The sequence below is a fragment of the Borreliella garinii genome, assembly GCF_001922545.1.
Classification (GTDB): domain Bacteria; phylum Spirochaetota; class Spirochaetia; order Borreliales; family Borreliaceae; genus Borreliella; species Borreliella garinii.
In genome coordinates this window covers 735,199-758,333 of sequence record NZ_CP018744.1, presented here as the reverse complement: position 1 = coordinate 758,333, position 23,135 = coordinate 735,199, and the positions used below count along the sequence as shown (strand labels likewise).

The window sequence follows — 23,135 nt, the reverse complement described above, 5'->3', positions numbered from 1 at the left end:
TTTTGCCGATCCGAAATAAAAAACAAAAGATCCTTGTAAAGGATCTTTTGTTAATAATTTTTACTAATTAAATCAAAATTTTATCTAAGCAATGACAAAACATATTGGGGAACTTGATTAGCTTGCGCAATCATTGCCATTGCAGATTGTGTCAAAATACTATTAGTTGTAGCTGCTACAACCTCATCTGTCATTGTAGCATCTTTTATTTGAGCATAAGATGCTTTTAGGTTTTCAATAGCATACTCAGTACTATCCTTTATAGACTCAAGTCTATTTTGGAAAGCACCTAAATTTGCTCTTTGATCACTTATCATTCTAATAGCATTTTCTATTTTAGCAAGAGATGTATTAGCGTCAACTGTGGTTGTAACATTAACAGGAGAATTAACTCCACCCTGAGAAGGCGCTGTAGCAGGTGCTGGTTGTTGAGCTCCTTCTTGTTGAGCTCCTTCTTGAACAGGTGCAGTCTGAGCAGCCTGAGCTCCTTCACCAGAGAATAGATTTGCAACATTAGCAGCATAAATATTTACAGCAATCGCTTCATCTTGATTTGCTCCCACATGAACTCTTAAGGTCCAAGAAGCTTGAGATCCTGAAAGTGACGCTGGTGTGTTGATTTTTGCAGGTTGCATTCCAAGTTCTTCAGCTGTTCTTACATTTTGGGAAGCAGATTTGTTTGATAACATGTGCATTTGGTTATATTGAGCTTGATCAGCAATTCTATTAATTTCGTCTGTAAGTTGCTCTATTTCAATTTGTATAGAACCTCTGTCTGCGTCTGAATATGTACCATTACCTGATTGAACTGCTAATTCTTTCATTCTTACTAAAACTTTTTCTACTTCATTCAAATTTCCTTCTGTTGTCTGAATAAAATTGATAGCTTTTGAAGTGTTTCTAGAAGCTTGTGATAAACCTCTTATTTGAGCATTAATTTTCCCAGAAACCCCCATACCAGCAGCATCATCAGAAGCTCTATTAATTCTGTAACCACTAGAAAGCTTCTCTTGAGTTTTACTAAGATTAGCAGCATTAATACCATTATTTCTTGAAGCATTAATAGCTGATGTATTATGATTTATAATCATATATCATTCCTCCATGATAAAGTTTAATTATTTATTTTTGGCAAATCCTTTTACCTGTTAAAAAGAATAGCACAAAAAATTAAAAAAAAGAAACGCAGATAGCAATAGCATTAAAAATAATTGTTATTATCTATTTCTTTGATTAAAATCAAAAGCCTTTAATGTATTTTCCTGATCTTTCATTCGCTTAATGGTAAAATCTAAGGTATTAAGCTCGCCTTCTACTTTTCTCTCTCTATCATCATACTTTTTTTTATAATCTTCAACTTTATTTTTTTGATTAACAATTTTAAGATCGTAATTTTTTATTTTATTATAAATAACTCCTCCAGAAGTCACAAGAGGCGATAAACAATCTCCTAGCATTTTGGCAATCCCATCATCATAGACTCTATCGCCATTAAGGTCAAATAAAAAAAGTTCTCTAACATTATCAATGTTGTTGCGAATTGATTCATCAAACTTTTTCTCATCAAGTCTCAAATATCTGGAAAGTCCCCCAGAAGAAGAAATAGAGTTAGTAAACACTCCCATCTGATTAATTATTGAAAAATTAGGATCGCTAGTAACATAGGGCTTAAAAATTATTGATTCTAGCCTGGATTTAAGATTTTTCAATAAAAATTCAGACCTTAGAATACCTAAATTTTTATAAGCCTCTTCTTTTTGAGACTCACTAAGGTAAGTCAGCTCTTCAACTATATTGGACTTTTGATTACCAAGTTGATCTTCATTGGAACTTACAATATTAATCTCAGCAAGAACCTCGTTATAAGCACCAATAAAATCTAAAAGGACTCTCTTAATTCCCTCGTAATCAGGTTCAACTTTAGCCTCAACCATATCACTTGAAGCTTTTTTTAAACTTAATGTCACATTTGGAATTAAATCATTAATGACATTTAAATCTCTCTCAACATCTACTCCATCAAATTTAATTTTTGCATTCTCGGCAAAACTTTTAGCATTTATTGGCAAATGGCCATCTCTATTTTTGGGATCAAAAACTTCGACATCGCTAATCACAATTACTTTATTATTTGCTTTATTTTCAATATTTATTTCTTCTAAATTAGAAAGAGCTCCAACATCAACTTCAACTTCTTCAAAATTATTTGAAATATTTATTGAAGGAAGCTCTAGAGAACCCTCTTTATTGCATATTTTAACCATATTCATTTGAATATATTTTTTTTCCAAAGGAGTTTTTAAATCAGATCCAAGATCAACTACACTATCTTCACTGTCAACTTTTGCATCCTTAAATGTAGCTTCTCCGGGATTAAAAATAATCTTACTGTCAGGCTCTTCTAAACCTGTATCAAAATACTTGACTTTAAATTTAATTTTACTCCTAGATGTAATTTCAATATCTTCAGGAATTTCAATCGACACCTCTGAAAGCGGATTGAAAACAAGGTTATTGTTTTCAAAAACAAGTTTATTATTGCTACTAGATTGATTTACAACAATATCTGAAAGAATAGGATTAAAATTGGTTTTAAGTTCACTTAAAATGCCAATTTGCTTGGCAAAAGACAATCCTTCCCCTTTAATAACAAGTTTATTCTCTTTGCCTTCCTTTAAGGACTGCAAAATAAAACGACTATTCCCATTTTTATCACTTTTGACTATTTTTGCAGATAAAAAGCCCTTTCCCTTGTTATTAATATCCTTCACAAGCAAATCAATGTTGCCATTACTTTTTACATTAATTTCCTTCTTCCCAACTAAAAATATATAATCTCCCTCTGGAATTGTAACTTTTTTAGGATCAAAGTTTGAAGATAAAAACACATCAGCTGACGCTATTTGATCAACAATTAATTTATGAGTCTCATTTTTGGATCCATACCGAGTAGACAAGGTTAAAACTTCGCTATTACTAGAATTTCCTGACATTAGATTAAAAGGACTGTTAAGTGACGTAATTTCTTTTGCAAGAGAATTTAAAGTAGAGATTTTTCTATTAATTAACTGCCAAGCGCTTTTTTCTTGTTCTAAAGATTCAAGCTTTTTAAAAGAAGAATCGATTTTGGCTTTATCGGGCTTAAGCATAGATTCACGAATTTCTTTAGTATTATATTTACTCTCAAGTCCAGGAACAAAAAATCCTGATGCCATAATGACATCCTCCAGAGCACATTATATCATTAATAAAATTGAAAATAAAATAAATTTAAAAACATAAACTTTAAGCATTAAAGGGCTTTAAAATAAAAAAATATAAAAAAGCAAAAACTTTAAAAAAGGTTAATGTTTATAGTAAAATAAACTAAAAGGAACATGAAAATGTCAAATTTTTGCTTATTCAACTCAAAATCCGTTTTAACTGGAAACGACAAACTAGATAATTCAGCAGTCCTTATTAAGGATAATAAAATTTTTGATATTGTAACATCTGACAGACTTAAAAAAATGGATCTCAGAGAATATCAAATGATTGATACGAAATGCAATTATATAACTCCTGGACTTTACGACAGCCATATTCATGGATTTCACGGTTATGGAACAGACCAGTGCTCAACAGAATCAATACTTAAAATGTCAGAGCATTTGGCACAATACGGTGTCGTAGGATTTTTACCAACTCTTTATCCAAGACCAATAGATGAAATGATTCAAACAATAAAAGCTTGTACAGCAGCAATTGGCAAGGAAAAGGGTGCTAAAATTTTAGGACTTCACCTTGAAGGGCCATTTTTCTCCCCTGAAAAAAGAGGCGCGCACCCTGTTTCTTATCTTCACGAACCGAGCATTAAAGTTATGCAAAAACTAATAGATGCAGCTGGTGGAATATTTACAGGATCAAACGGCCAAAAAAAAACACATATAAGCACAATGACTGTTGCTCCTGAGCTTAAAGGAATGAGAGAGCTTGCAATATTTTGCCTTGAAAACAATATAAACCTTCAAGCAGGACACACAAACGCAACATATGAAAATATGATCGAAGGATTTCAAGTTGGAATACTTCACACAACCCATTTTTTCAACGCAATGTCAAAACTTGACCACAGAAATCCAAATGCAATAGGAGCAGTATTAATACATGGTGATGTTTCTTGTGAAATTATTGCAGATGGTCATCATATACACCCAAAATTAGTTTTAATGATGAGAAAGCTTAAAGATATAAGTAAAATAGTCCTTGTAACGGACGGACTTACTCCAAATTTTCAAACTTCTGGAAAATTAATTGCAAACGGAGATGAGGTTTATATTGCAGAGGATGGCTTATTCCACAGTGTAAAAAGCAATACAATATCTGGATCAACACTTACAATGATACAAGGTCTTAAAAATTTAGTAGAATTCGGCTACAGTTTAAGTGATGCTATTCAAGCAAGCTCTTACAATCCAACAAGAATTCTCAATATTGATAAAAAGGGATTAATATGCCATGGATATGATGCAAACATTAATGTCTTAGATAAGGATTTCAATTTAAAATTAACAATGATAGAATCTAAAATAATTTTTAACAATCTCTAACTTTAACCCATTTTAAGGAGATCGCAATGAGATTAATAATCAGACCTACTTATGAAGACATATCAAAGTGGGCAGCCAATCACGTAGCACAAAAAATTAAAGAATTTTCTCCAACAAGAGAAAAGCCATTTATCCTTGGACTTCCAACAGGCAGTTCTCCAATCGGCATGTACAAGAATTTAATTAAATTAAATAAAGATGAAAAAATTTCATTTCAAAATGTCATAACCTTTAACATGGATGAATACATAGGAATTGAAAAAAATCATCCTGAAAGCTACCATTCGTTTATGTGGAAAAATTTTTTTTCTCACATTGATATTAAAAAAGAAAACATAAACATACTAAATGGAAATGCTTTAAATCTTAAAAAAGAATGTGAAGAGTATGAAAAAAAAATCAAATCTTTTGGAGGAATCATGCTTTTTGTGGGTGGGATAGGGCCTGATGGACACATCGCTTTTAACGAACCAGGCTCCTCCTTGACATCAAGAACAAGAATTAAAACTTTAACTCAAGATACAATCATTGCTAATTCAAGATTTTTTGAAGGCAATGTGAACAAAGTTCCTAAAAGTGCTCTAACTGTTGGGGTTGGAACAATTATGGATTCACAAGAAATTTTAATAATAGTAAATGGACACAATAAAGCAAGAGCATTAAAGCATGCTATTGAAAAAGGTATTAATCATATGTGGACAATTAGCGCGCTTCAATTACATAAAAATGCAATCATAGTGTCTGACAAAAAGGCAACTTATGAATTAAAAGTAGGAACGGTAGAATACTTTAACGACCTAGAAAGAGAAAACTTTAATAATGATTTAAAATAAATCACTTAACATTTTCGAATAAAATACTGACTCTAAAATTAAAAATTTTATCTTTATAAAAGAAAAGCTAATTGTTGGCTTCATTGTAAATTTTTGAAACTTCTTCCCAATTTAAAGCCTTTAAAAATGCATCAACATATTCAATTCTTCTATTTTGATATTTAAGATAATAGGCATGTTCCCAAACATCGATACCTAAAATCGGCTTATAAGACTTCATTAAAGGACTGTCCTGATTGGGCATTGAAATCACTTTAAGCCCACTATCAGGACACAATACTAACCATGCCCAACCACTTCCAAAAATTTTCATTGCGGTATCTTTCAAGCTAGCCTTAAGAACATCCAGGCTTCCAAAAGCTGTATTAACATCATTTTCAAACTTTTCTAAAAGATTGCTCTTGTTTCCTGGTTTCAAACTTCTAAAATATAAAGTATGGTTCGAATAGCCCCCAGCATTATTTCTTATTGGAGTTTGAAATTCATCTGGAAAATCATGAATATTTTTTAATATGCTTGACACGTCTTTTAAATGACTTTTTCCCATTTTTTCAAAAATAGAATTCAAATTCATTACAAAACCATTATGATGTTTGCTATGATGAATTTCCATGGTTTTAGCATCAATATAAGGCTCAACAGCATCGTAATTATAACCAAGTTCTGGCAGTTTAAACATAAAAACCTCCTATTCTAACTTTTGCCATGACAATTTTTATATTTCTTCCCACTTCCACAATAACAAGGCTCATTTCTGCCTATTTTAGGAGAACTTCTAACCACTTGAACATTAGAAACACTTTTATTTTCGTTAATAAGAATTTCTGAAAGTTCTTTATGAATTGAATTAACATTTTTAAACTTCTTTGCTGACTTAAAATCGGAAGAATTGCTATCCAATTTCAACTGAAGAACACGCCTTATGGTAGAAACTTTAATGTCTTTAATAAGCTCGCTAAATATTAAAAACCCCTCTTCTTTATACTCTGTAATTGGATTTTTATTAGCATAAGACCTTAGATAAACAGCCTCTCTTAAAGAGTCTAAATTTGCAAGATGCTCTTGAAATTTAAAATCAATATTTTTCAAATATTCATATCTTAAAAATCCATTAAAAAGATCTCTTCCGATCAAATTTTCCTTTTCATCTAAATTTGCCCTTGCTATTTGCATTAGCTTATCCTTTAAATCAAGAGAATTAATATTTTCAATAGAGCCAAGACTCTCAAGCATATAGGCAAAAATTAAATTTATTTCATTTAAAAAAACACTTGAAACTGAGCCGCCTTTTGTCCCCTCAAGCAAAAAACTAAGATATTCTTCTAAAGCAATAAGAATACGATCCTTAATAGCTGTATCTTCAAGGATAGAATTTCTCTGAGCATAGATAAAATCTCTCTGCTTTGTAATAACATCGTCGTATTCTAATAAATGCTTTCTAATTTCAAAATTTCTGTCTTCTACTCTTTTTTGGGCATTAATCAAAGATTTGGTTAAAAGAGAATGTGTAATAGGTTCTCCAGTTGCCATTCCAAGCTTACCCATTAATGACCTTAGGTTGTCTCCAGCAAAAAGACGCATTAAATCGTCTTCAAGCGATACATAAAATCTTGAGCGCCCAGGATCACCTTGTCTACCGCTACGCCCACGAAGCTGATTGTCTATTCGCCTTGATTCGTGACGTTCACTACCAATAACATAAAGCCCACCAAGACTTTTAACCTCATTATAGTCTTTTAAGTAATTTTCTCTTTCATTTTTAACAGCTTCTTGAAATTCTTCAAGACTTACATTAGTTCCAATTTTTTTCCTAACCCTGTGTTCAATATTGCCTCCAAGTTTAATATCCGTACCACGACCAGCCATATTTGTTGCTATTGTAACCGCATGTTTCGCTCCAGCCTCAGCAATAATAAATGCTTCTCGAGAATGATTTTTTGCATTAAGAACTTCATGCTTAATACCTCTATTTTTAAACATAGCTGATAAAATCTCAGATTTTTCAATAGAAACAGTTCCTACTAAAACTGGCTGCCCCTTCTTGTAGGTTTTATAAACCTCATCTGTAATAGCATTAAACTTAAATTCTTCCGTATAATAAATAGTATCATCTTCATCTATTCGCGCTAACAATCTATTTGTTGGAACCACAACTACATCAAGATTATATATCTTATGAAATTCCTTGGCTTCTGTATCAGCTGTACCCGTCATACCAGAAATTTTATTAAACATTCTAAAAAGATTTTGAAAAGTAATGGTTGCCATAGTCTTATTTTCATTAGCAACCCTAACCCCTTCTTTAGCCTCAATGGCTTGATGAAGCCCATCGGAATATCTTCGTCCTGTTAAAACTCGACCAGTAAATTCATCTACAATCTCAACTCCAGAATCACCGACAATATATTCTCTATTTTTTAAAAAAAGCAAATGTGCTTTCAAAGCTTGAGTCATATAATGAACATAATTAAAATTTGAATCAGTATACAGAGAACCGCTAATAATGCCCTTAGAAATTAAAAGCTGCTCAAGATTATTAAGTCCTTTAGCAGTAAAAGAAATTCTTTTGGCTTTTTCATCAATAGTATAATCACCATCAAGATCGTCTATTTCTAAAGGATAATCGCCTGATTTGGGATCTTTAGAGCACTCTTTTAAAAACGACACAAGAGAATTAACCTCAAGATAAGCATTAGTATTGCCCTCAGTAGGCCCCGAAATAATAAGAGGGGTTCTTGCCTCATCGATCAAAATAGAATCGATCTCATCAATAATGCAATAATTAAACTTTCTTAAAGATTTTTCATTTAAGTCATAACGCATATTATCTCTTAAGTAATCAAATCCAAGTTCATTATTTGTAACATAAGTAATATCTTTGGCATATTGATCTTTTCTTAGCTCATAATCCATATTAGATAGAACAACTCCCACAGTAACACCTAAAAGATCAAAAACTGGCTTCATCCAATTAGAATCACGTTCCGCAAGATAGTCATTAACAGTAACAATAATAACCCCATCTCCTGTCAAACTATTTAAATAAGCTGCTTGAACTGACGAAAGAGTTTTCCCTTCCCCTGTTTTCATCTCTATTATTTTACCTTCGTGAAGAGCAAGCCCAGCAATGATTTGCACATCATAAGGCCTTTCTTTAAGACGCCTTCTAGCAGCTTCTCTAGATAGGGTAAAAGCTCGCTCTAAAATATTCTCTAAAGAATTACCCGATTTTAATTCATCTTTAAGCTTTTGAGTCTCTTTTGAAAAATCTTCATCCGCTAACAATAATGCCCAACGCTCAAGCTTATTAATATTTCTTAAAGTTGGAAGATAATCTTTTAAATCCCTTTTGCTTTTTGAGCCAATGGTTGTCTCAAGTACTGCTTTTAACATGATAGATATTAATGCTCCTGTAGAATTGACTTAAAATCATTTTTCATTTTAAATGATAATATAAAATGAAAAAATACTATAAAGCTCTTACATTAAGCTTACTTTTTACAATTATATCATGTAATACTAAAACTTTAAACGAACTAGGAGAAGAGCAGTTTAAAATACCATTTGGAACACTTCCTGGTGCAATAATGCCACTGGATAACAAATTTACAAATTCAAGATTTGATATCAAAACGTATAATGGACTAGTTTACATTGCAGAAATAAAAACAAATAAATTAATGATTTTTAACTCATACGGAAAACTAATACAAACTTATCAAAATGGAATATTTAAAACAAATCCCGATTTAAAAATAAAAAAAATAGATTTTGAAGGAATTGAAGCAATATATCCGCTAAAAGATTTTATTCTTGTTGCAGACAAACTAAATAATAAAAAATCAAAATTTAATCAAAAAGAAAATATTGCATACTTCATGAGAATACTAATACTAAACAAAAACTCGTCTGTAGAAATTTTGGGTCAAGAAGGTTTAAATGGAACACCATTCCCACAAATTTACGATGTTAACGTTGATGAAAATGGCAACATTGCAATAATATCAATATATAGCGAAGGCTATATAATATATTCTTATAATAAAGAATTTTCTCCGCTTTATAAAATTTACGTCAATGAAAACCTACTAAAAACAATAGACAATCAAAAGAAAAAATATAATATCTCAATAGACAAGGTTTTTTTTGAAGTTAACAAAAAAACTCTTTATGTAAAAATCACCTACTATGAAAACATTGGCGACAATGAAAATATAAACGATCTTGGAATTAAAATTAAGGATCAATATATCTATAAAATGAGTTTTAAAAAAAACAAAGAATTTGAAGTAATAAGTAAAATTGCTCTTCCTAAGAACTTACTAGATGATAAACAGGAAAGCTTTATAAATATTATAAAAATACAAAAAGATAAAATAATAGCATCTACTAACATGAAAAATTTATCTAACAATTTAATATGGAAATTAGACAATAAAGGCTCAATTAAAGATCAAATAGCTTTAATTGAGCCTCCAAATTTAATATTTCTCTCTGAAAGTTTATCTAAAGATGGAATACTTAGCATACTTTACGGCGGGAAAACTGGTGTTAGTGTTTACTGGTGGAATTTAAATACATTATTAAAATAATAATTATAAAAAGGTTAAATTTGCAAATATAATGAAAAAGATTAATTGCAATCAACAACTAGAAATTGAATACCAAAAAAAAATGAAAAAACATATCATTGTTGGATTAATCTTTGTTATAATTCTTTTATTTTTTAAAATTTTACTAATTCCTAGAATTCAAAATCTCGAAAATAATAAAAACAATATCAAAATGACAATAAGCTACAAACAAGATAAAAGTAAATTATCGCTAAAAATAAACATAAAAACAAAAAAAATCTCCAACCTGGGAAAAGCCAAGCTAGACATTTATCTGGACAATAGATTAATTGAAAGCAATATGCTTTACATAAGCAGTAAAAACTTCACAACATATGCTAATATAATCTATCAAAATGAAAGTTTATTAAGTATAATACTAAAGAGCAATGGTAATAAAAATATTTTTTATAACAAAAGAATAAAACCTAGAGGATAAAATATGATGCAAATATACTTCATGTCTGTTTTGCTTAACATCTTGGGAGGAATAATACTTGCATTCCCAATGTTAATAGAGAAAATAAAATTTTTTAAAATTTTTGAAGATTTTGTAAATTTAATAAACGATAACAAAAAGGTAAAAAGCATTTTTGGATTATTATTTTTAATAACTAGCGCTCTTGAAATAATCAAGCCCTACAAATTGCCAATAATTGGAAATTTAATTCCAGCTATAAGTTTATTTTTAATTGGATTTATCTTGTTTTTAAAACAAAAATTGCCTACAGAAATTCAAAATAATAACAAATATGGCAAATTTCAATCAATACTTGAAAATAATCAACAGTTAATTGGCATTATATCAATCATTATAGGAATAATTCATTTTTTAGCAGCAGAAATACCTTTATTGTAAAATTACAAATATAATTCTTAAAGAATAAAACTACTAAAAAGCAACTTGACTTTGGCATAAGTATTCTATATCATTATTACAATTTAATATGATTTTAATCACCTCTCAATAAAAATCATAAATGGTATAAAGGAAGAAGATATAATGCTATTTAGAATACATAAATGTTTAAAATTAATGGCAGTGCTTATGTTAATGCTGAGTTGCGCTTTTTTTAAAAAGCCACAACCTGTACAACAAGACGGCGAAATTGGAAAACCAATAAGCAATGAAAAATTGCCCTTAAACGATGGGAAATTACATTTAATATCAGGCAAAATTGTGAATAAAAAATTGCCAGTCATGAATACCAATCATGACGTAACTTGGATAAAAACAAAGGCAATGGCAATCTTAGATGAATATGGACAAGTAATGCCAGAATTTAAAAACAAATTTGGATATTCTTATATACTATCTCCTATAAAAATGGACGATAAATATAGCAATTACACATCGCTATTAATACTTTTTGAAACAACTAAAAATGGAGACAAAGAATATGAAATTGAAGATATTAAATTTATAACAGCTGGTTCCAACCTAGAGCTTAAAAATCCTCTTCTAATTGTTGAAAATTCACAAGAAGAAGGATATGTTACTGCATACCCATTTGGAATATTGATGAGCGAGAAACTTAAAGATGCTTTTAAAAAAACATATCAAAATGGTCATTGGAATTATATGCTTGCAAATTTAACCGTCAAAAATAAACTTACTCAAGAAACTAAAATTTATAAGATTTCTCTTAATTCAAAATTAATTATTGACTTTTTAAAAGAAGTACTAAAAGAAAATTCCATTTTAAAAGACACAAATGGAGATCTATTTGAAGATATATAAATATAAACGAAAGGAAATATTTTATGATCATTAAAAAATTTATTTTAACTGTAATAATTCTTTCTCTAGCTAAAAATATTTTTTCTCAAAACGAAATTAATATCTTCGAAAATGAAAATTATATTGTAAAAGAAAATACAAAAACAAGAATTAAAAAACTAAAACAAAGTTTTTTACTTACACCTGTTGATATCGCCGTTAGCCAGCCTTACATGGAATTAGTGGATTTGAATGGAGCCCCAATAAAAGAACTCATTGGGGTTAGCTATTCATTTATAAATGTATTTTCAAAAATTGGATCTTCTGCTATTATTTCGTTTGACCTATCAAATGAAGCTTCTAGGAAATATAAAATTACAAAATTAGAATTTTTAAGTCCAGATAAAGGCAATTTTATTAATTATCTAAGCAGCCTCACCAGTGGAAAGCAGCAATCAAAAAAAGAGCTCGCAAAAGATGCTTATTCATTTGGTACATTAAGAACTGAATCTCTCTCAAAAACAATTGCAGAATATTACAAGAATAACAACTGGTATTATATTTTGGCAGCAATAACAGTAGAAAATAATATAAATAAAGAAACTAAAATATATGAAATTAGAATTAACCCTAAAATATATAATGATTTCCAAAAACAATTGAGATTACATTTTAAAGGCAGCCAAATAAAAAAATTCCCAATACCCATTATAGAATAAATCACAAATTAATAGAAAAAAGATTCTTACTTCTCTAAGAGAGCTAAATATATGATAATAAAAAAATGAGTAGTAACAAAACAATAATAATAAATTTAAATAATTTAGAACATAACTTAAATTTAATTAAAAATAAAATTGGTGAAAAAGAAATAGTGGCTACCTTAAAAGGCGACGCATATGGTCATGGACTTATAAATATCTTTAAATTTTTTAAAGAAAAAAAAATAAATTATTTTGGACTTTCTAATATTGAAGATGCTAAAACACTTAAAAAAATTGATAAAAATATAAAAATATTGATGTACATTAAAGTAGATAAAAAAGAAATTAAAAATTTGATTAAACTTGAGTTATTACCATTTGTTGCAGATTTTGAATATCTATTTTTAATAGAAAAAGAATGTGCATTGCAAAAAAAGAAAATAAAAGTCCATTTAAAAATTGATATTGGCATGAATAGATACGGAATAAGAATAGATAGTGCCCTTGAAATAGCTACATATATTCAAAATTCACAATTTCTAGAACTAGAAGGGATCTGCTCACATCTTCCGGCAACAGAAAACTTTAAAACCACACAAAAACAAATAGAAAAATTTTTATTGGTTTTGGAAACACTTAAACAAAAAAATATAAATCCAAAATTTGTCCATATTTCTAATTCGGGGCACATTATCAACTACAAAATAAATCCACAATTTAATATGGTAAGACCGGGTCTTATTCTTTACGGTTATTGTCAATCACTAAAAAACAAAAAAACTACCCTGAATTTCAAACCTGTATTAAATTTATTTTCAAAAGTAATATTTATCAAAAATGTAAAAAAAGGTGAAAAAATTTCATATTCGGGCATATTTCAAGCCAAAGAGGATATGAAAATAGGAATTATTCCAATCGGATATTTTGATGGAATACCTCAAAATATAAATAATAATTTTTATTTTTTAATAAACAATCAAAAATGTAAAATAAGGGGAAAGGTCTGCATGAATCTAACAATAGTAGAAATTCCTAAAGACTTAAAAGTTAGAACAGGTTCAAAAGTAGAAATTGTATCAGAAAAATTAAGTATAGATAAAATGAGTAAATTTTCTAAAAGAAGTCATTATGAATTACTATGCAATATAGGAAAATATGAGAAAAGAAAATACTTAGATTAAATTGCCCAAAGAATCAAATTTTTGGAAATCTATTAAATTTCCTCTAGCATCATAAATCCACTTATAAATTGAAAATCCCCCAACATCATCTCTTAATCTCAAATCTGGACCATGATTTGACTGTTTTGATATTTTCCCAAATTTATTGTATTCATATTTATAAACACTAACTCCATGAATATCGTCCTGCAATTGTCCCAAGCTTCCAAAATTTTTTTGAGAAATAAGTCTATTTTGTTTATCATATTCATATAAATATTCAAAAACAAAATTACAATCAGCAACCAAAGCTCCATCCTTAGAGTAATTTTTCTTTGAAATCATATTGCCATTAGAATCGTAACTAAATTTATACTTTGAAACTCCTTCAAAATCATCTATTGGATTAACAAAATCACCGCCAAAATGCTCTTGAGCAATCAAAAATCCTTCTTTGTCGTAAGAGTATCTGTAAATCATCACACCTTTCAAATCAGCTATTAAATTAAAATTTTTATCAAAAAAAATATTTTCTATTAGATAAAACTTGTCATCATATTTATAACTATAAATAGCAATGCCTTTAAAATTATCCATTATTTCATACTTCTCTTCATAAACAGTTGGAATGTCTCTATTATAGTTTTTATTGATTTTGTTACTATAGTTTATTATCCTTTTTTCATTATTTTGGATATAAAAAATAGTCTTCTTCATGGCATAACCATTTTGACTGATTGTTAAATTATTATTATTGTCATAATTATATTCCTTATAATAACAATCTTTATCTTTAAAATAATATTCATAACGATAAATTGCTACATTATTTTCATCAGGGGTTAAATTGTTATTAATATCATAATTTAAAATCTCAATAACTTTTCCATCAACATCGTAATGATATATTTTAGTAGCTACAGAAAATGGATTTGAAACGGTGTAAGCTGATTTATCAAGATATTCCTCTTTAATAAGGTTATGATTAGCGTCATAAGTTAATCTAAACCCACAAGTGCCGTTTTTTGATCTTGAAATATAACCATTCTCATCGTAATACAAAACCGTTTTAACAAGTTTGGAATGATCATAGCTAATCTTTGTAAAATACACATTATTTAAATCTTTAATTTGAATACCTGATTCATTAAATCTATAAACACTAAACTCTCTCTCATTATCGTATAAAAAATGATAATAAGAAACATCATATCTATCCCTAACCATTTCATTAGATCTATTATAATTAAAAATATTTTTAATTCTGCCATCATTCATATATTCTATATGCTCAATGTAAACACCATTATTATTTTTAAAAGCAAGTCCCCTATTTAGAAATATGCGCCTTTCGCTGTTTTTAGATCTTTCTATTTTAATTTGGCTTGCATTAAAAAAAGAAGGCATTAAAATGCTAAGCTTACCAATATAATTAACTAAAATAAGATTATTATTGCTATCATAAGTAAATTTATATCCAAATTCTTCCTCAGACTCTTCTTTTGTAATCTCATATTTACCTACTATGTTGTAATTAATAGAATAATCTGCAAACCTATAGTAAACTTCTTTTGCAAAAAGAGAAGAGCTCATAAAAAATATTATAAATAACATGAATAAATTCCTTGATAAATCAACCTTATTTTGATAGATTTTATTATACAATAAATCTATCAAAAGGAGCTTAAAATGGCAAAAATTTCTAAAAACGCTCAAAGAGTAGGTTCAAAAGAACTGATAAGCCGCTGGGGAGGAAAAATTGTAATGAAATCAAAATTTGAAAATGGAAAAATAAGGCATTATGCAGAATGTCAAACTTCAAAAAATACAGCAAGAAAGCCAAGGGATTTATTTTAACAAATAGATCCACTCACTTGTAATGCTATTTTTTTTGTATCCTATCACTAAATTTGACCCATGCTTCATCTTGCTCTTGTTTTGTATAGTTCTTATTTACTGCCTGCTTAGGCGTTGCACCTTTTTTGGGGAAAGAATTTCTAACTTGCGCTTTTATTTCCTCTCTTTGTTTTCTAATTTTTTCCAATTGTCTTTTAACTCTTTCGTTTGAATCAAAAAGACCACTTCCATTTTTATTTAAACCAGCTCTAAAATCCAATCTAGACAAAGCCTCTTTATAGCTTTGATGTTTACCTGTCAAAAACAAAACAATTCTTTTAAACAAACTTAAATCTTTGTAAGCAGCATTCAAAAGCGAATATAAATCAAGTTTATATATTTTATACAAAGGTAGTAATTCGTTACTATTCTTAAAATATTTTGCTGCTTCAACTTTAATCAAATCTTTAAGATGGACTTGAACATTTTGTGTTTTATAAATTCTTCTGTAATGAGAAACAATAAGGTCAAGAAATTTAACTTTATTTTTTAAGCAATACTCATTCATAATATATCTAGATACTAATCTAGATATAACTTCTTCTAAGCCCTCTTCTGTGAAAATAGAAGAAGGATCATCCCCAAAACTAAGAATTTTAAATATACTGGTCCTCAATTCACTATTAAGAAATTGTAAAACCTTTTCATATTCTTCTAAAAAAAACTCATATGCAAAAGGTTTGTACAAATAAAAATTTTCTTTTACTTGAAATATTTTTGGCAAAATATCATGAATTTTAGATTCAAAAAAGTACATATTAGCAACTAATAAAAAATTTTCGGGATCGTTAAGACCCTCAGAATAAACTTTTACAATACTAGAAAACTCTTCTCTAGCAATTGGACCTTTTTTAAATTCCAAAGTCTTTTCAATTGCTTTTAAAGATTCGTCAATTTTAATAGCTTCCACAGCCTTAAGCTCTTCTAAGTCTTTTTCATTTTTAATAAAAAGATTAAGAAATTCCAAAAAAACAAAATAATTTTTAGAAAAAGTGATTCCTTTCTTGCCAAGAACTTCATCCTTAATTTCAATAATACCAGAGAGAATCTTAGCAATAGCACCAATAATATTTTTACCCTCTTCTAAGGCTCTCTCATAATCACTAAGCTTTAATCCTTTTATTCTAACGAAAACATCTTTTACAATATTATTAGAAGCAATATTAAAAAATATTTTTTTAACAAACTCAATAAAATATAAAGCCCTGCTCGATGGAATTATCAATGATCTCCAAACTAATATTTCTTTAAATCGTGATTTTGTTTCAAAAAATTTGTAGTTAATATCTGAATCTGTAATGGTTATAAATTCATTCTGAAAAACCAACAAACTAGATTCTATGTTTTTAACAGTAAGCAAAAAACTAAAAAGCTCTATTCCTATATAAGTTTTCAAAAATAAATCGTCAATAGAATAATAATAAAAATCATAACTGGCCTCATCGGTCAAAATTATGTTATCTGGCAAAAATTCTCCATCCGCTACTATTTTATTAGTAACTATTCCTCTTTTAACTTCATAAAGTTTGCGAAATAAAAAATCAAGCTCTCCTTTTAAACCTCGTATTCTTACAGAATGTTCTTCTATAAAAGAAGAATAATCTATAGCATTCTTTTTATAAGACAAAATAGTTTTCAAAATTGATTTTTGGGTATCAGAAGCTATTCCTAGCTGAGAAATCAAAATATCTACTTCTTTGCCACTCATATAAAAAATTTCTGGTAATTTTTTCATATTGTTCCTTTTATTACATTTAAATAATAAAACATATTACATTAAAAATATATTAATAAGCTAAAATTAAGATCACATAATCAATAAAAGTTAAATAACATTAAATTATAAAAAACATATAAAAGCAAAAAAATCAAAGAAATGCCTCTGCTAAAAACCCCTTTAAATTTAACCACTAAGAATAAAACTAAAGTTATAAACACCATTATACTAAAATCTAAAATATAAATATCTTGCAACAAGATAGGTTTAAAAAAACTACTACTAGCTAAAATAAATCCAATATTAAAAATATTGCTACCAATAATGTTTCCAAATGCAATATCTGACTCTTTTCTAATGATTGCAAAAAGAGATACAACAAGCTCGGGAACGCTTGTTCCAAAAGCTACAACTATAATTCCAATCAACTTTTCACTAACATTAAAAACATTGTTAGCAATATAAAGAGCCCCATCCACCAATAATTTCGATCCCAAATAAAGAAAATACATGCTAATAAAAAAGCTTAACGTATTAAAAAATATAAAATTTAAACTCTGATTTAAATTACTTACACCTTCTTGAGAAGGATTATTTTCTAAGCTGAAATGCGCTTTTTCTTCTTTGTAAAAGAATAAAAGATATGATAAAAACAAAATTAAGATACTTAATGAGCTAAAGCGATTATAAGGTACTGCAAAAAAAGAATAAGATCTAAAATCAAATGAAAGCAGCAAAAGAAGAAACATTAATAAAAACAGAAACATAAAAGAAAGCTTAAGCCTTTTAAAATCTGCCTTAATCCTTAAAAATAATCCCGCTAAAGGCAGAGCGAGCAACATGTTAATAATATTGCTACCAATAACATTAGAAACAACAATTTCGTTTTTACCCTTAAAAGCCGCCACTAAACTTGTAAAAAGCTCTGGAGCGCTTGTTGAAAAAGATACTATTGTAACTCCTATTAAAAGTGTTGGAACTTTTAAATAAGTAGCAATGCTAACTGAACTTTTTAAAAGTAAATTACCACCAAGATACAATAAAAAAATACCAAATCCTACATAAAAAAATTGAATTAAATGTTCCAAATAAATCTCCTTTACAAGAAAGAACAATTAAAAAGAATCTAAATATTCTTTTAAATTGCCTTTAACCATATAATAAACATTAGATGCGTTCCAAAGACTAAAACCACTACCAAGCGACTCTTTAACCCCTTTAAGCTGAAACTTTAAATAGTTTAAATAAATCTCATCATTCACAAACCTTTCTTTTCCCAATAAAAAAGCTTGAACATAAGGCCTAATGACAACCCCATTTAAAGAAAACATAAATGCTCTATCACTCCCCTCTTTATAAATCTTATAAGCTCTTTTTGTATAATAAGAATTGCTTGGCAAAAAATCATTAGTATAGTGCGAAGGATAAAACATAGGAGATATAACATCAACATAATCTGACAACATTGCAATACTTTGCCCAATGCTATTAGTAGGAAACCAACCATTGTACCCATAAATATCAACAGAAATAGGAATATAAAGCTGTTCTCTTGCCATAATCAAAAAAGACTCAAGAGCATCAACGGGGCGCATCTCATACTTATTCATTTTTGAGGTTGCAAAATATACAGGACCATCTGATGGAAATCTAATATAATCAAACTGTATCTCATCAACTCCAAAAGATTGTATTTCCTTTGCAATAGAAATATTATACTCCCAAGTGGCAGGAGAAAAAATATCTACCCAATGCTCTACTTGTACATATTTCACAAGACCACTAGAATCAACTTTTTTAATAAAATGAGCCCAAGGTTTATTCGTCCGTTTATTCCAAAGAGCATGCTTAAAATTATTATAATAATACAATTTTGCATCTTTAAATACAACACATCTAGCAATAACATAAATTCCAAGTTCTCTAGCTTTTTTAAGAATATAAGAAACATCAATTAAGTTTTTAATAGATCCTAATCTATTGGGCAAAGAAAGCTTACTAGAATAAGTTAAATTACCATTATCATCTTTAAAATCAATCACAACAGCATTCATACCTGAATCTTTAATGAATTTAAATCTTTCATCAACTGCCCTGTTATTACTCAATGTATGCGCTGTTAAATAAATAGACCCTTTATTTTTAGCAAGCTGCATTCTTTGTGATTTTTCAACAAAATCCTGATCTTGCAAAGATAATTTCCCAATAAATAACCATTGTTCATTAAAATAAGAATAAAAATGATTATCATATGTTCTAACTAAAATTTTTTCCACATTCTTGCTAGATAAATCTAAAATACGTATTATTTGCTTTTTAAAAGGAAAAGAAATTTTTTTAATAAATCCACTTTTCTGACTAATTAAAAAAATATCTCCATAAACTCCAGAAGAAAAATATAAATTATTTATATCTTCTCTTGAAAATTCAACAGCACTAATAATGTCGTAATACCCTGCACCCAGATAAATCTGAGGAATTAAATGATTTAAATTTTTAAAACTAACAGCTCCATTGACACTAAGATAAATGCCATGAATCGCAGTTCCAATAGCAATACGCTTATACTCTCCTTGAGAAAAGGCGCTCGATGTAATATATGCACTACTGTTAAATTTGTTAATTCCCACTAATTTTCTAAAATTCTTTGAATAATCATAAGAAACATAAAGATTATCACTTGTAGTTAAAAATGAACTTGAAGAATAAACATCTTCATAAATCGAGGTAATTCGACTAGGTACAAGCTTATTAAAAGGATAAACCCACCTAGAATCTATCCCATTAACTTGAACTTTGGTTATTTCCCCATTAATATTTTTGCTCAAAAATCCTTTATGAACAAAAAATAAACTATATTTTTTAAAAAATTCTTCATCGGTTAATGAATATATACTAAAAACTTTAAAAATAAAAAAGAAGAAAATAACTATCCAATAGATAAAAATTTTCATATACATTAATACATAATACTTGCAAATCAAAAAATATTAAATAACAATGATTTTTATTTAACTAATTGGATATCAATTAAATTTAAAAATATTATAACAAGTGTCTTATTAAAAATCTTAAGCCCTGCCATAAAGCCTTGTAATAAAACTTATATTTTTACTCAAAGTAGCATCTAAATCACTTTCTAATAATCTAAAAATCCAATTGTTTAAAGTGTTTTTTGGAATATTTACACTAAATTCATCTCCTAAACTAATATAATCTTGCATCGGTATTATTACATTATCAGAAACACTGCTCATAGCACTTCTTATCATGCCCCAAACAACAAAATCTTCATTTGTATTTAAATAATCAAAAATATACTTTTTATGTAAATCATCTAAAGAATTAACAAATTCTCGTATTGTGCCATTATCGCCAATTCCTGTGTAAACTATACAATTTTTAATATAATTATGAGGAAGATTCTGATTGTCCGAATCAAAATCAAAGGCAAGCTTCATTATTCTCATTCCTGGAAAATTAAAAAAATCTCTTAACCTTGAAGCATCTTCAAGATCATTTTCAAAATCTTCAACCCAAATTTTTAAATCTTTAATTTCATTTAAAATAAAATTAAAAAAATCTCGTCCTGGTGACTTTACCCACAACCCATTAAAAGCATAAGCCTCACCAACGCTAACTTCCCAAGTAGAAACAAAACCTCTGAAATGATCAATTTTAATTACATCTACATACTTTCTTAAAATTCCAATCCTTTTTACCCACCATTCATAATTAACTTTCTTTAAAACATTCCAGCTATAAGCTGGACTATCCCAAGCTTGCTCTTGCTCTAAAAAATAATCTGGAGAAATTCCTGCAACCTTATCTTTGCTTGCATCAAATCTTAACTTAAAATATTTTTGATGCGCCCAAACATCAGCAGAATCATACGCTATAAAAAGAGGCACGTTCATAACTAGCTCAATTCCTTTGTCATTTGCATAACACTTTAAAGCTTGAAACTGTGAAAAAAAGAAATACTGCAGTACCTCTTGCACTTTAATCTCTTTTGAGAGGATATTTCTCAATTTAAATAAGTCTTTTTCATTTCTTTTAAGAATTCCTCTATCAAAAATAACATTAAAAGCATCCCTTGAATCTTTTAGAAAATATTCTTTAAATGCAACAAAACTTGCAAAATCTAAAAGCCAATAAGAAGACTTTTTTTTAAATTTTTCAAAGCTTCTAACCTCATCAGCCGAAGCTCTATTAATAAAATTTAAAGCAGCTTCTTTAAGAAATTTATCTTTAAAGCTTATTTTTTTTAAATCAGAGTATCTGGTTTCATTTTCCTTTAAAAGGTTTAAATCTGAATCTATAAATTTGTCAAGAGCCTCTAAATCAATATAATAAACATTGCCAGCAAAAGCCGAAAAAATTGAGTAAGGAGGAGATCTTGTAAAATCAATAGGAGAATAAGCAAACATTTGCCAATAGCTTTGCGAAGATGCAAACAAAAAATCTATAAATTTATAAGCCCCTTTCCCCAAATCTCCAATACCATATTTAGATGGCAAAGAGCTTATATTAAGCAAAATACCACTTTTTCTTTTTAAATTTAAATTAATTCTTATTTTTTTATACTTCATATAAAAACCCCTATTAATTAATAATTTAAATAATTGCCCACTGTGTTATAAATTATAATAAATATCAGATCAGAACAAAATATAAAATAGCAATTTTAAGAAAAATTTAGAAATTAAATACTTTTATGATAAAATCTATTAATGAATATAAAAGCAGCCATGCTATTGTTGCTATTATTTTTAGTTCAAAGATTAGCTTTGTCTTCTGAAACCTTTGAATTTAAATACATTAAAGGTACAAAGTTTAGATTAGAAGGCAAAGATAATCAAAAAGTTTATTTTAACGGCCATTACAATTCAAGTTCTACAACAAATATTCAAATTTCAAGTGAAATAAAAGACACAAAAGAAAAATTTGCAAACATTAAAGCTTTTTTTAGAATCTTAAAAAGAAAAAACATTAATGAACCTTATCTATTAAATGAAGAGTTTGAAGAAACCTTCAGTGTAAATAAACAAGGAGAATATATAATAGGAGCAAATCAAAAAAGACCCTCTGTTAGAGGCATTCCAAGATTTCCAAAAACACCTATCAAAATAAATGAAAAATGGACATACCCCGCAGAAGAGTACATAGAAGCCTCAAAAATAGACAAAAGCATGAAAGATTTCATTGTAAAATTTAATGTTAACTACGAATATAAAGGTAAGGAAGAGTACAACGGCAAACATTACCACATAATTCTTTCTAATTATGAATCACAATATAATATAAAAAACATCTCTTTCTATCAAAAAGTAGAACAAAAAATTTATTTTGACAATGAAATTGGTAATACATATAAATACAATGACGAATATATTTTTGAAATAAAGCAGAATAACAACCAACATTTTAAAATGATTGGAAACTCCCTTGGCAGAATAGTTTCAATTGAACTTCCAAATGATAATTTCATTGAAACTGAAGTTGAAAATTACATCCAAGAAAAAAAAATAAAAAATATTGTCGTTGAAAAAAATAATAAAGGTATTAATTTAAGCTTAGATATTGAATTTTATCCTGACTCATTCCAAATACTACAAAAAGAATATAAAAAACTTGACCTTATAGCTAAACTTCTTGAAAAATTTGAAAAAAATAACATTCTAATAGAAGGACATACTGAACAATTTGGATTAGAAGAAGAGATGTACGAGCTCTCTGAAAAAAGAGCTCGTACAATTGGAAATTATTTGATAAAAATGAAAGTAAAAAACAAAGATCAAATACTATTTAAAGGATGGGGATCTCAAAAACCAAAATATCCTAATTCGTCCCCATTAAAGGCTAAAAATAGACGAGTAGAAATTACAATATTAAATAACTAA

Annotated in this window: 19 protein-coding genes; 10 read left to right on the top strand and 9 right to left on the bottom strand. The window is 28.2% G+C overall.

Annotated features, from left to right (window positions below; translation table 11 throughout):
* Nucleotides 1-80 precede the first annotated feature (80 nt).
* Both flaB and fliD read right to left on the bottom strand, forming a co-directional pair.
* On the bottom strand, nt 81-1,091 hold the full coding sequence (gene flaB / locus BLA33_RS03555) for a flagellin FlaB (RefSeq protein ID WP_014653396.1): 1,011 nt from the start codon (nt 1,089-1,091) through the stop codon (nt 81-83).
* 126 nt (nt 1,092-1,217) lie between these two features.
* On the bottom strand, nt 1,218-3,215 hold the full coding sequence (gene fliD / locus BLA33_RS03550; RefSeq protein ID WP_075226499.1) for a flagellar filament capping protein FliD: 1,998 nt from the start codon (nt 3,213-3,215) through the stop codon (nt 1,218-1,220).
* A 168-nt stretch (nt 3,216-3,383) separates the two neighbouring features.
* Here fliD and nagA point away from each other — a divergent pair, with 168 nt between their 5' ends.
* Nucleotides 3,384-4,589 (top strand): N-acetylglucosamine-6-phosphate deacetylase, encoded by a 1,206-nt coding sequence (nagA, locus tag BLA33_RS03545; protein ID WP_075226497.1) that lies wholly within the window; start codon nt 3,384-3,386, stop codon nt 4,587-4,589.
* A gap of 26 nt (nt 4,590-4,615) precedes the next feature.
* Nucleotides 4,616-5,422, top strand: coding sequence for a glucosamine-6-phosphate deaminase (gene nagB, locus BLA33_RS03540; protein ID WP_029346624.1), 807 nt, complete (start codon nt 4,616-4,618; stop codon nt 5,420-5,422).
* A gap of 67 nt (nt 5,423-5,489) precedes the next feature.
* On the opposite strand, the gene BLA33_RS03535 is transcribed toward nagB, so the two are convergent.
* Entirely contained in the window at nt 5,490-6,101 is a 612-nt protein-coding gene (locus BLA33_RS03535) for a superoxide dismutase (protein WP_004793865.1), read from the bottom strand.
* Between the two features lie 14 nt (nt 6,102-6,115).
* A complete protein-coding gene (secA, locus tag BLA33_RS03530; protein WP_029346625.1) occupies nt 6,116-8,815 on the bottom strand; it encodes a preprotein translocase subunit SecA in 2,700 nt (899 codons plus the stop codon).
* A 65-nt stretch (nt 8,816-8,880) separates the two neighbouring features.
* On the opposite strand from secA, the gene BLA33_RS03525 reads away from it, so the two are divergent.
* The 6 genes from BLA33_RS03525 to alr all read left to right on the top strand — a co-directional run bounded on the left by BLA33_RS03525 (nt 8,881) and on the right by alr (nt 13,640).
* Entirely contained in the window at nt 8,881-10,014 is a 1,134-nt protein-coding gene (locus BLA33_RS03525) for an LIC_12708 family protein (protein ID WP_004791595.1), read from the top strand.
* A gap of 31 nt (nt 10,015-10,045) precedes the next feature.
* Complete coding sequence (locus tag BLA33_RS03520) at nt 10,046-10,474, top strand: hypothetical protein (RefSeq protein ID WP_004791530.1); 429 nt, start codon at nt 10,046-10,048, stop codon at nt 10,472-10,474.
* A gap of 3 nt (nt 10,475-10,477) precedes the next feature.
* On the top strand, nt 10,478-10,894 hold the full coding sequence (locus BLA33_RS03515) for a hypothetical protein (protein ID WP_004791879.1): 417 nt from the start codon (nt 10,478-10,480) through the stop codon (nt 10,892-10,894).
* Nucleotides 10,895-11,038: 144 nt separating this feature from the next.
* Nucleotides 11,039-11,776, top strand: coding sequence for a S2/P23 family protein (locus tag BLA33_RS03510; RefSeq protein ID WP_004791981.1), 738 nt, complete (start codon nt 11,039-11,041; stop codon nt 11,774-11,776).
* A gap of 23 nt (nt 11,777-11,799) precedes the next feature.
* Nucleotides 11,800-12,474 (top strand): S2/P23 family protein, encoded by a 675-nt coding sequence (locus BLA33_RS03505; protein ID WP_004791873.1) that lies wholly within the window; start codon nt 11,800-11,802, stop codon nt 12,472-12,474.
* A gap of 47 nt (nt 12,475-12,521) precedes the next feature.
* Nucleotides 12,522-13,640, top strand: coding sequence for an alanine racemase (gene alr, locus BLA33_RS03500; protein WP_088123890.1), 1,119 nt, complete (start codon nt 12,522-12,524; stop codon nt 13,638-13,640).
* Here the strand turns inward: alr and BLA33_RS03495 are convergent.
* Nucleotides 13,632-15,233, bottom strand: coding sequence for an RHS repeat domain-containing protein (locus tag BLA33_RS03495; RefSeq protein WP_075226494.1), 1,602 nt, complete (start codon nt 15,231-15,233; stop codon nt 13,632-13,634). The genes alr and BLA33_RS03495 overlap by 9 nt on opposite strands.
* A gap of 75 nt (nt 15,234-15,308) precedes the next feature.
* Between BLA33_RS03495 and BLA33_RS05755 the strand changes: the two genes are divergently transcribed.
* Nucleotides 15,309-15,476 (top strand): hypothetical protein, encoded by a 168-nt coding sequence (locus BLA33_RS05755; protein ID WP_004791995.1) that lies wholly within the window; start codon nt 15,309-15,311, stop codon nt 15,474-15,476.
* A gap of 25 nt (nt 15,477-15,501) precedes the next feature.
* Here BLA33_RS05755 and BLA33_RS03490 read toward each other — a convergent pair whose 3' ends face one another.
* From BLA33_RS03490 to malQ, 4 genes are all read right to left on the bottom strand, one after another.
* Nucleotides 15,502-17,250 (bottom strand): hypothetical protein, encoded by a 1,749-nt coding sequence (locus BLA33_RS03490; protein ID WP_075226492.1) that lies wholly within the window; start codon nt 17,248-17,250, stop codon nt 15,502-15,504.
* 80 nt (nt 17,251-17,330) lie between these two features.
* Nucleotides 17,331-18,320 carry a calcium/sodium antiporter gene (locus tag BLA33_RS03485; RefSeq protein WP_032985528.1) on the bottom strand — a complete coding sequence of 330 codons (990 nt, stop codon included), beginning with the start codon at nt 18,318-18,320 and terminating at the stop codon, nt 17,331-17,333.
* Between the two features lie 27 nt (nt 18,321-18,347).
* Complete coding sequence (locus BLA33_RS03480) at nt 18,348-20,192, bottom strand: putative glycoside hydrolase (RefSeq protein WP_029346626.1); 1,845 nt, start codon at nt 20,190-20,192, stop codon at nt 18,348-18,350.
* A 111-nt stretch (nt 20,193-20,303) separates the two neighbouring features.
* A complete protein-coding gene (gene malQ, locus BLA33_RS03475; RefSeq protein ID WP_075226490.1) occupies nt 20,304-21,824 on the bottom strand; it encodes a 4-alpha-glucanotransferase in 1,521 nt (506 codons plus the stop codon).
* 141 nt (nt 21,825-21,965) lie between these two features.
* On the opposite strand from malQ, the gene BLA33_RS03470 reads away from it, so the two are divergent.
* On the top strand, nt 21,966-23,135 hold the full coding sequence (locus BLA33_RS03470; RefSeq protein ID WP_029346627.1) for an OmpA family protein: 1,170 nt from the start codon (nt 21,966-21,968) through the stop codon (nt 23,133-23,135).

What these genes read in the sequence shown, in the direction of transcription:
- BLA33_RS03490 (WP_075226492.1), bottom strand. Translation starts at nt 17,250, where the DNA reads ATGAAAAAATTACCAGAAATTTTTTATATGAGTGGCAAAGAAGTAGAT.
- BLA33_RS03505 (WP_004791873.1), top strand. Translation starts at nt 11,800, where the DNA reads ATGATCATTAAAAAATTTATTTTAACTGTAATAATTCTTTCTCTAGCT.
- BLA33_RS05755 (WP_004791995.1), top strand. Translation starts at nt 15,309, where the DNA reads ATGGCAAAAATTTCTAAAAACGCTCAAAGAGTAGGTTCAAAAGAACTG.
- BLA33_RS03525 (WP_004791595.1), top strand. Translation starts at nt 8,881, where the DNA reads ATGAAAAAATACTATAAAGCTCTTACATTAAGCTTACTTTTTACAATT.
- BLA33_RS03480 (WP_029346626.1), bottom strand. Translation starts at nt 20,192, where the DNA reads ATGTATATGAAAATTTTTATCTATTGGATAGTTATTTTCTTCTTTTTT.
- BLA33_RS03510 (WP_004791981.1), top strand. Translation starts at nt 11,039, where the DNA reads ATGCTATTTAGAATACATAAATGTTTAAAATTAATGGCAGTGCTTATG.
- BLA33_RS03495 (WP_075226494.1), bottom strand. Translation starts at nt 15,233, where the DNA reads ATGTTATTTATAATATTTTTTATGAGCTCTTCTCTTTTTGCAAAAGAA.
- BLA33_RS03470 (WP_029346627.1), top strand. Translation starts at nt 21,966, where the DNA reads ATGAATATAAAAGCAGCCATGCTATTGTTGCTATTATTTTTAGTTCAA.
- flaB (WP_014653396.1), bottom strand. Translation starts at nt 1,091, where the DNA reads ATGATTATAAATCATAATACATCAGCTATTAATGCTTCAAGAAATAAT.
- BLA33_RS03515 (WP_004791879.1), top strand. Translation starts at nt 10,478, where the DNA reads ATGATGCAAATATACTTCATGTCTGTTTTGCTTAACATCTTGGGAGGA.
- nagA (WP_075226497.1), top strand. Translation starts at nt 3,384, where the DNA reads ATGTCAAATTTTTGCTTATTCAACTCAAAATCCGTTTTAACTGGAAAC.
- BLA33_RS03520 (WP_004791530.1), top strand. Translation starts at nt 10,046, where the DNA reads ATGAAAAAGATTAATTGCAATCAACAACTAGAAATTGAATACCAAAAA.
- fliD (WP_075226499.1), bottom strand. Translation starts at nt 3,215, where the DNA reads ATGGCATCAGGATTTTTTGTTCCTGGACTTGAGAGTAAATATAATACT.
- BLA33_RS03535 (WP_004793865.1), bottom strand. Translation starts at nt 6,101, where the DNA reads ATGTTTAAACTGCCAGAACTTGGTTATAATTACGATGCTGTTGAGCCT.
- secA (WP_029346625.1), bottom strand. Translation starts at nt 8,815, where the DNA reads ATGTTAAAAGCAGTACTTGAGACAACCATTGGCTCAAAAAGCAAAAGG.
- malQ (WP_075226490.1), bottom strand. Translation starts at nt 21,824, where the DNA reads ATGAAGTATAAAAAAATAAGAATTAATTTAAATTTAAAAAGAAAAAGT.
- nagB (WP_029346624.1), top strand. Translation starts at nt 4,616, where the DNA reads ATGAGATTAATAATCAGACCTACTTATGAAGACATATCAAAGTGGGCA.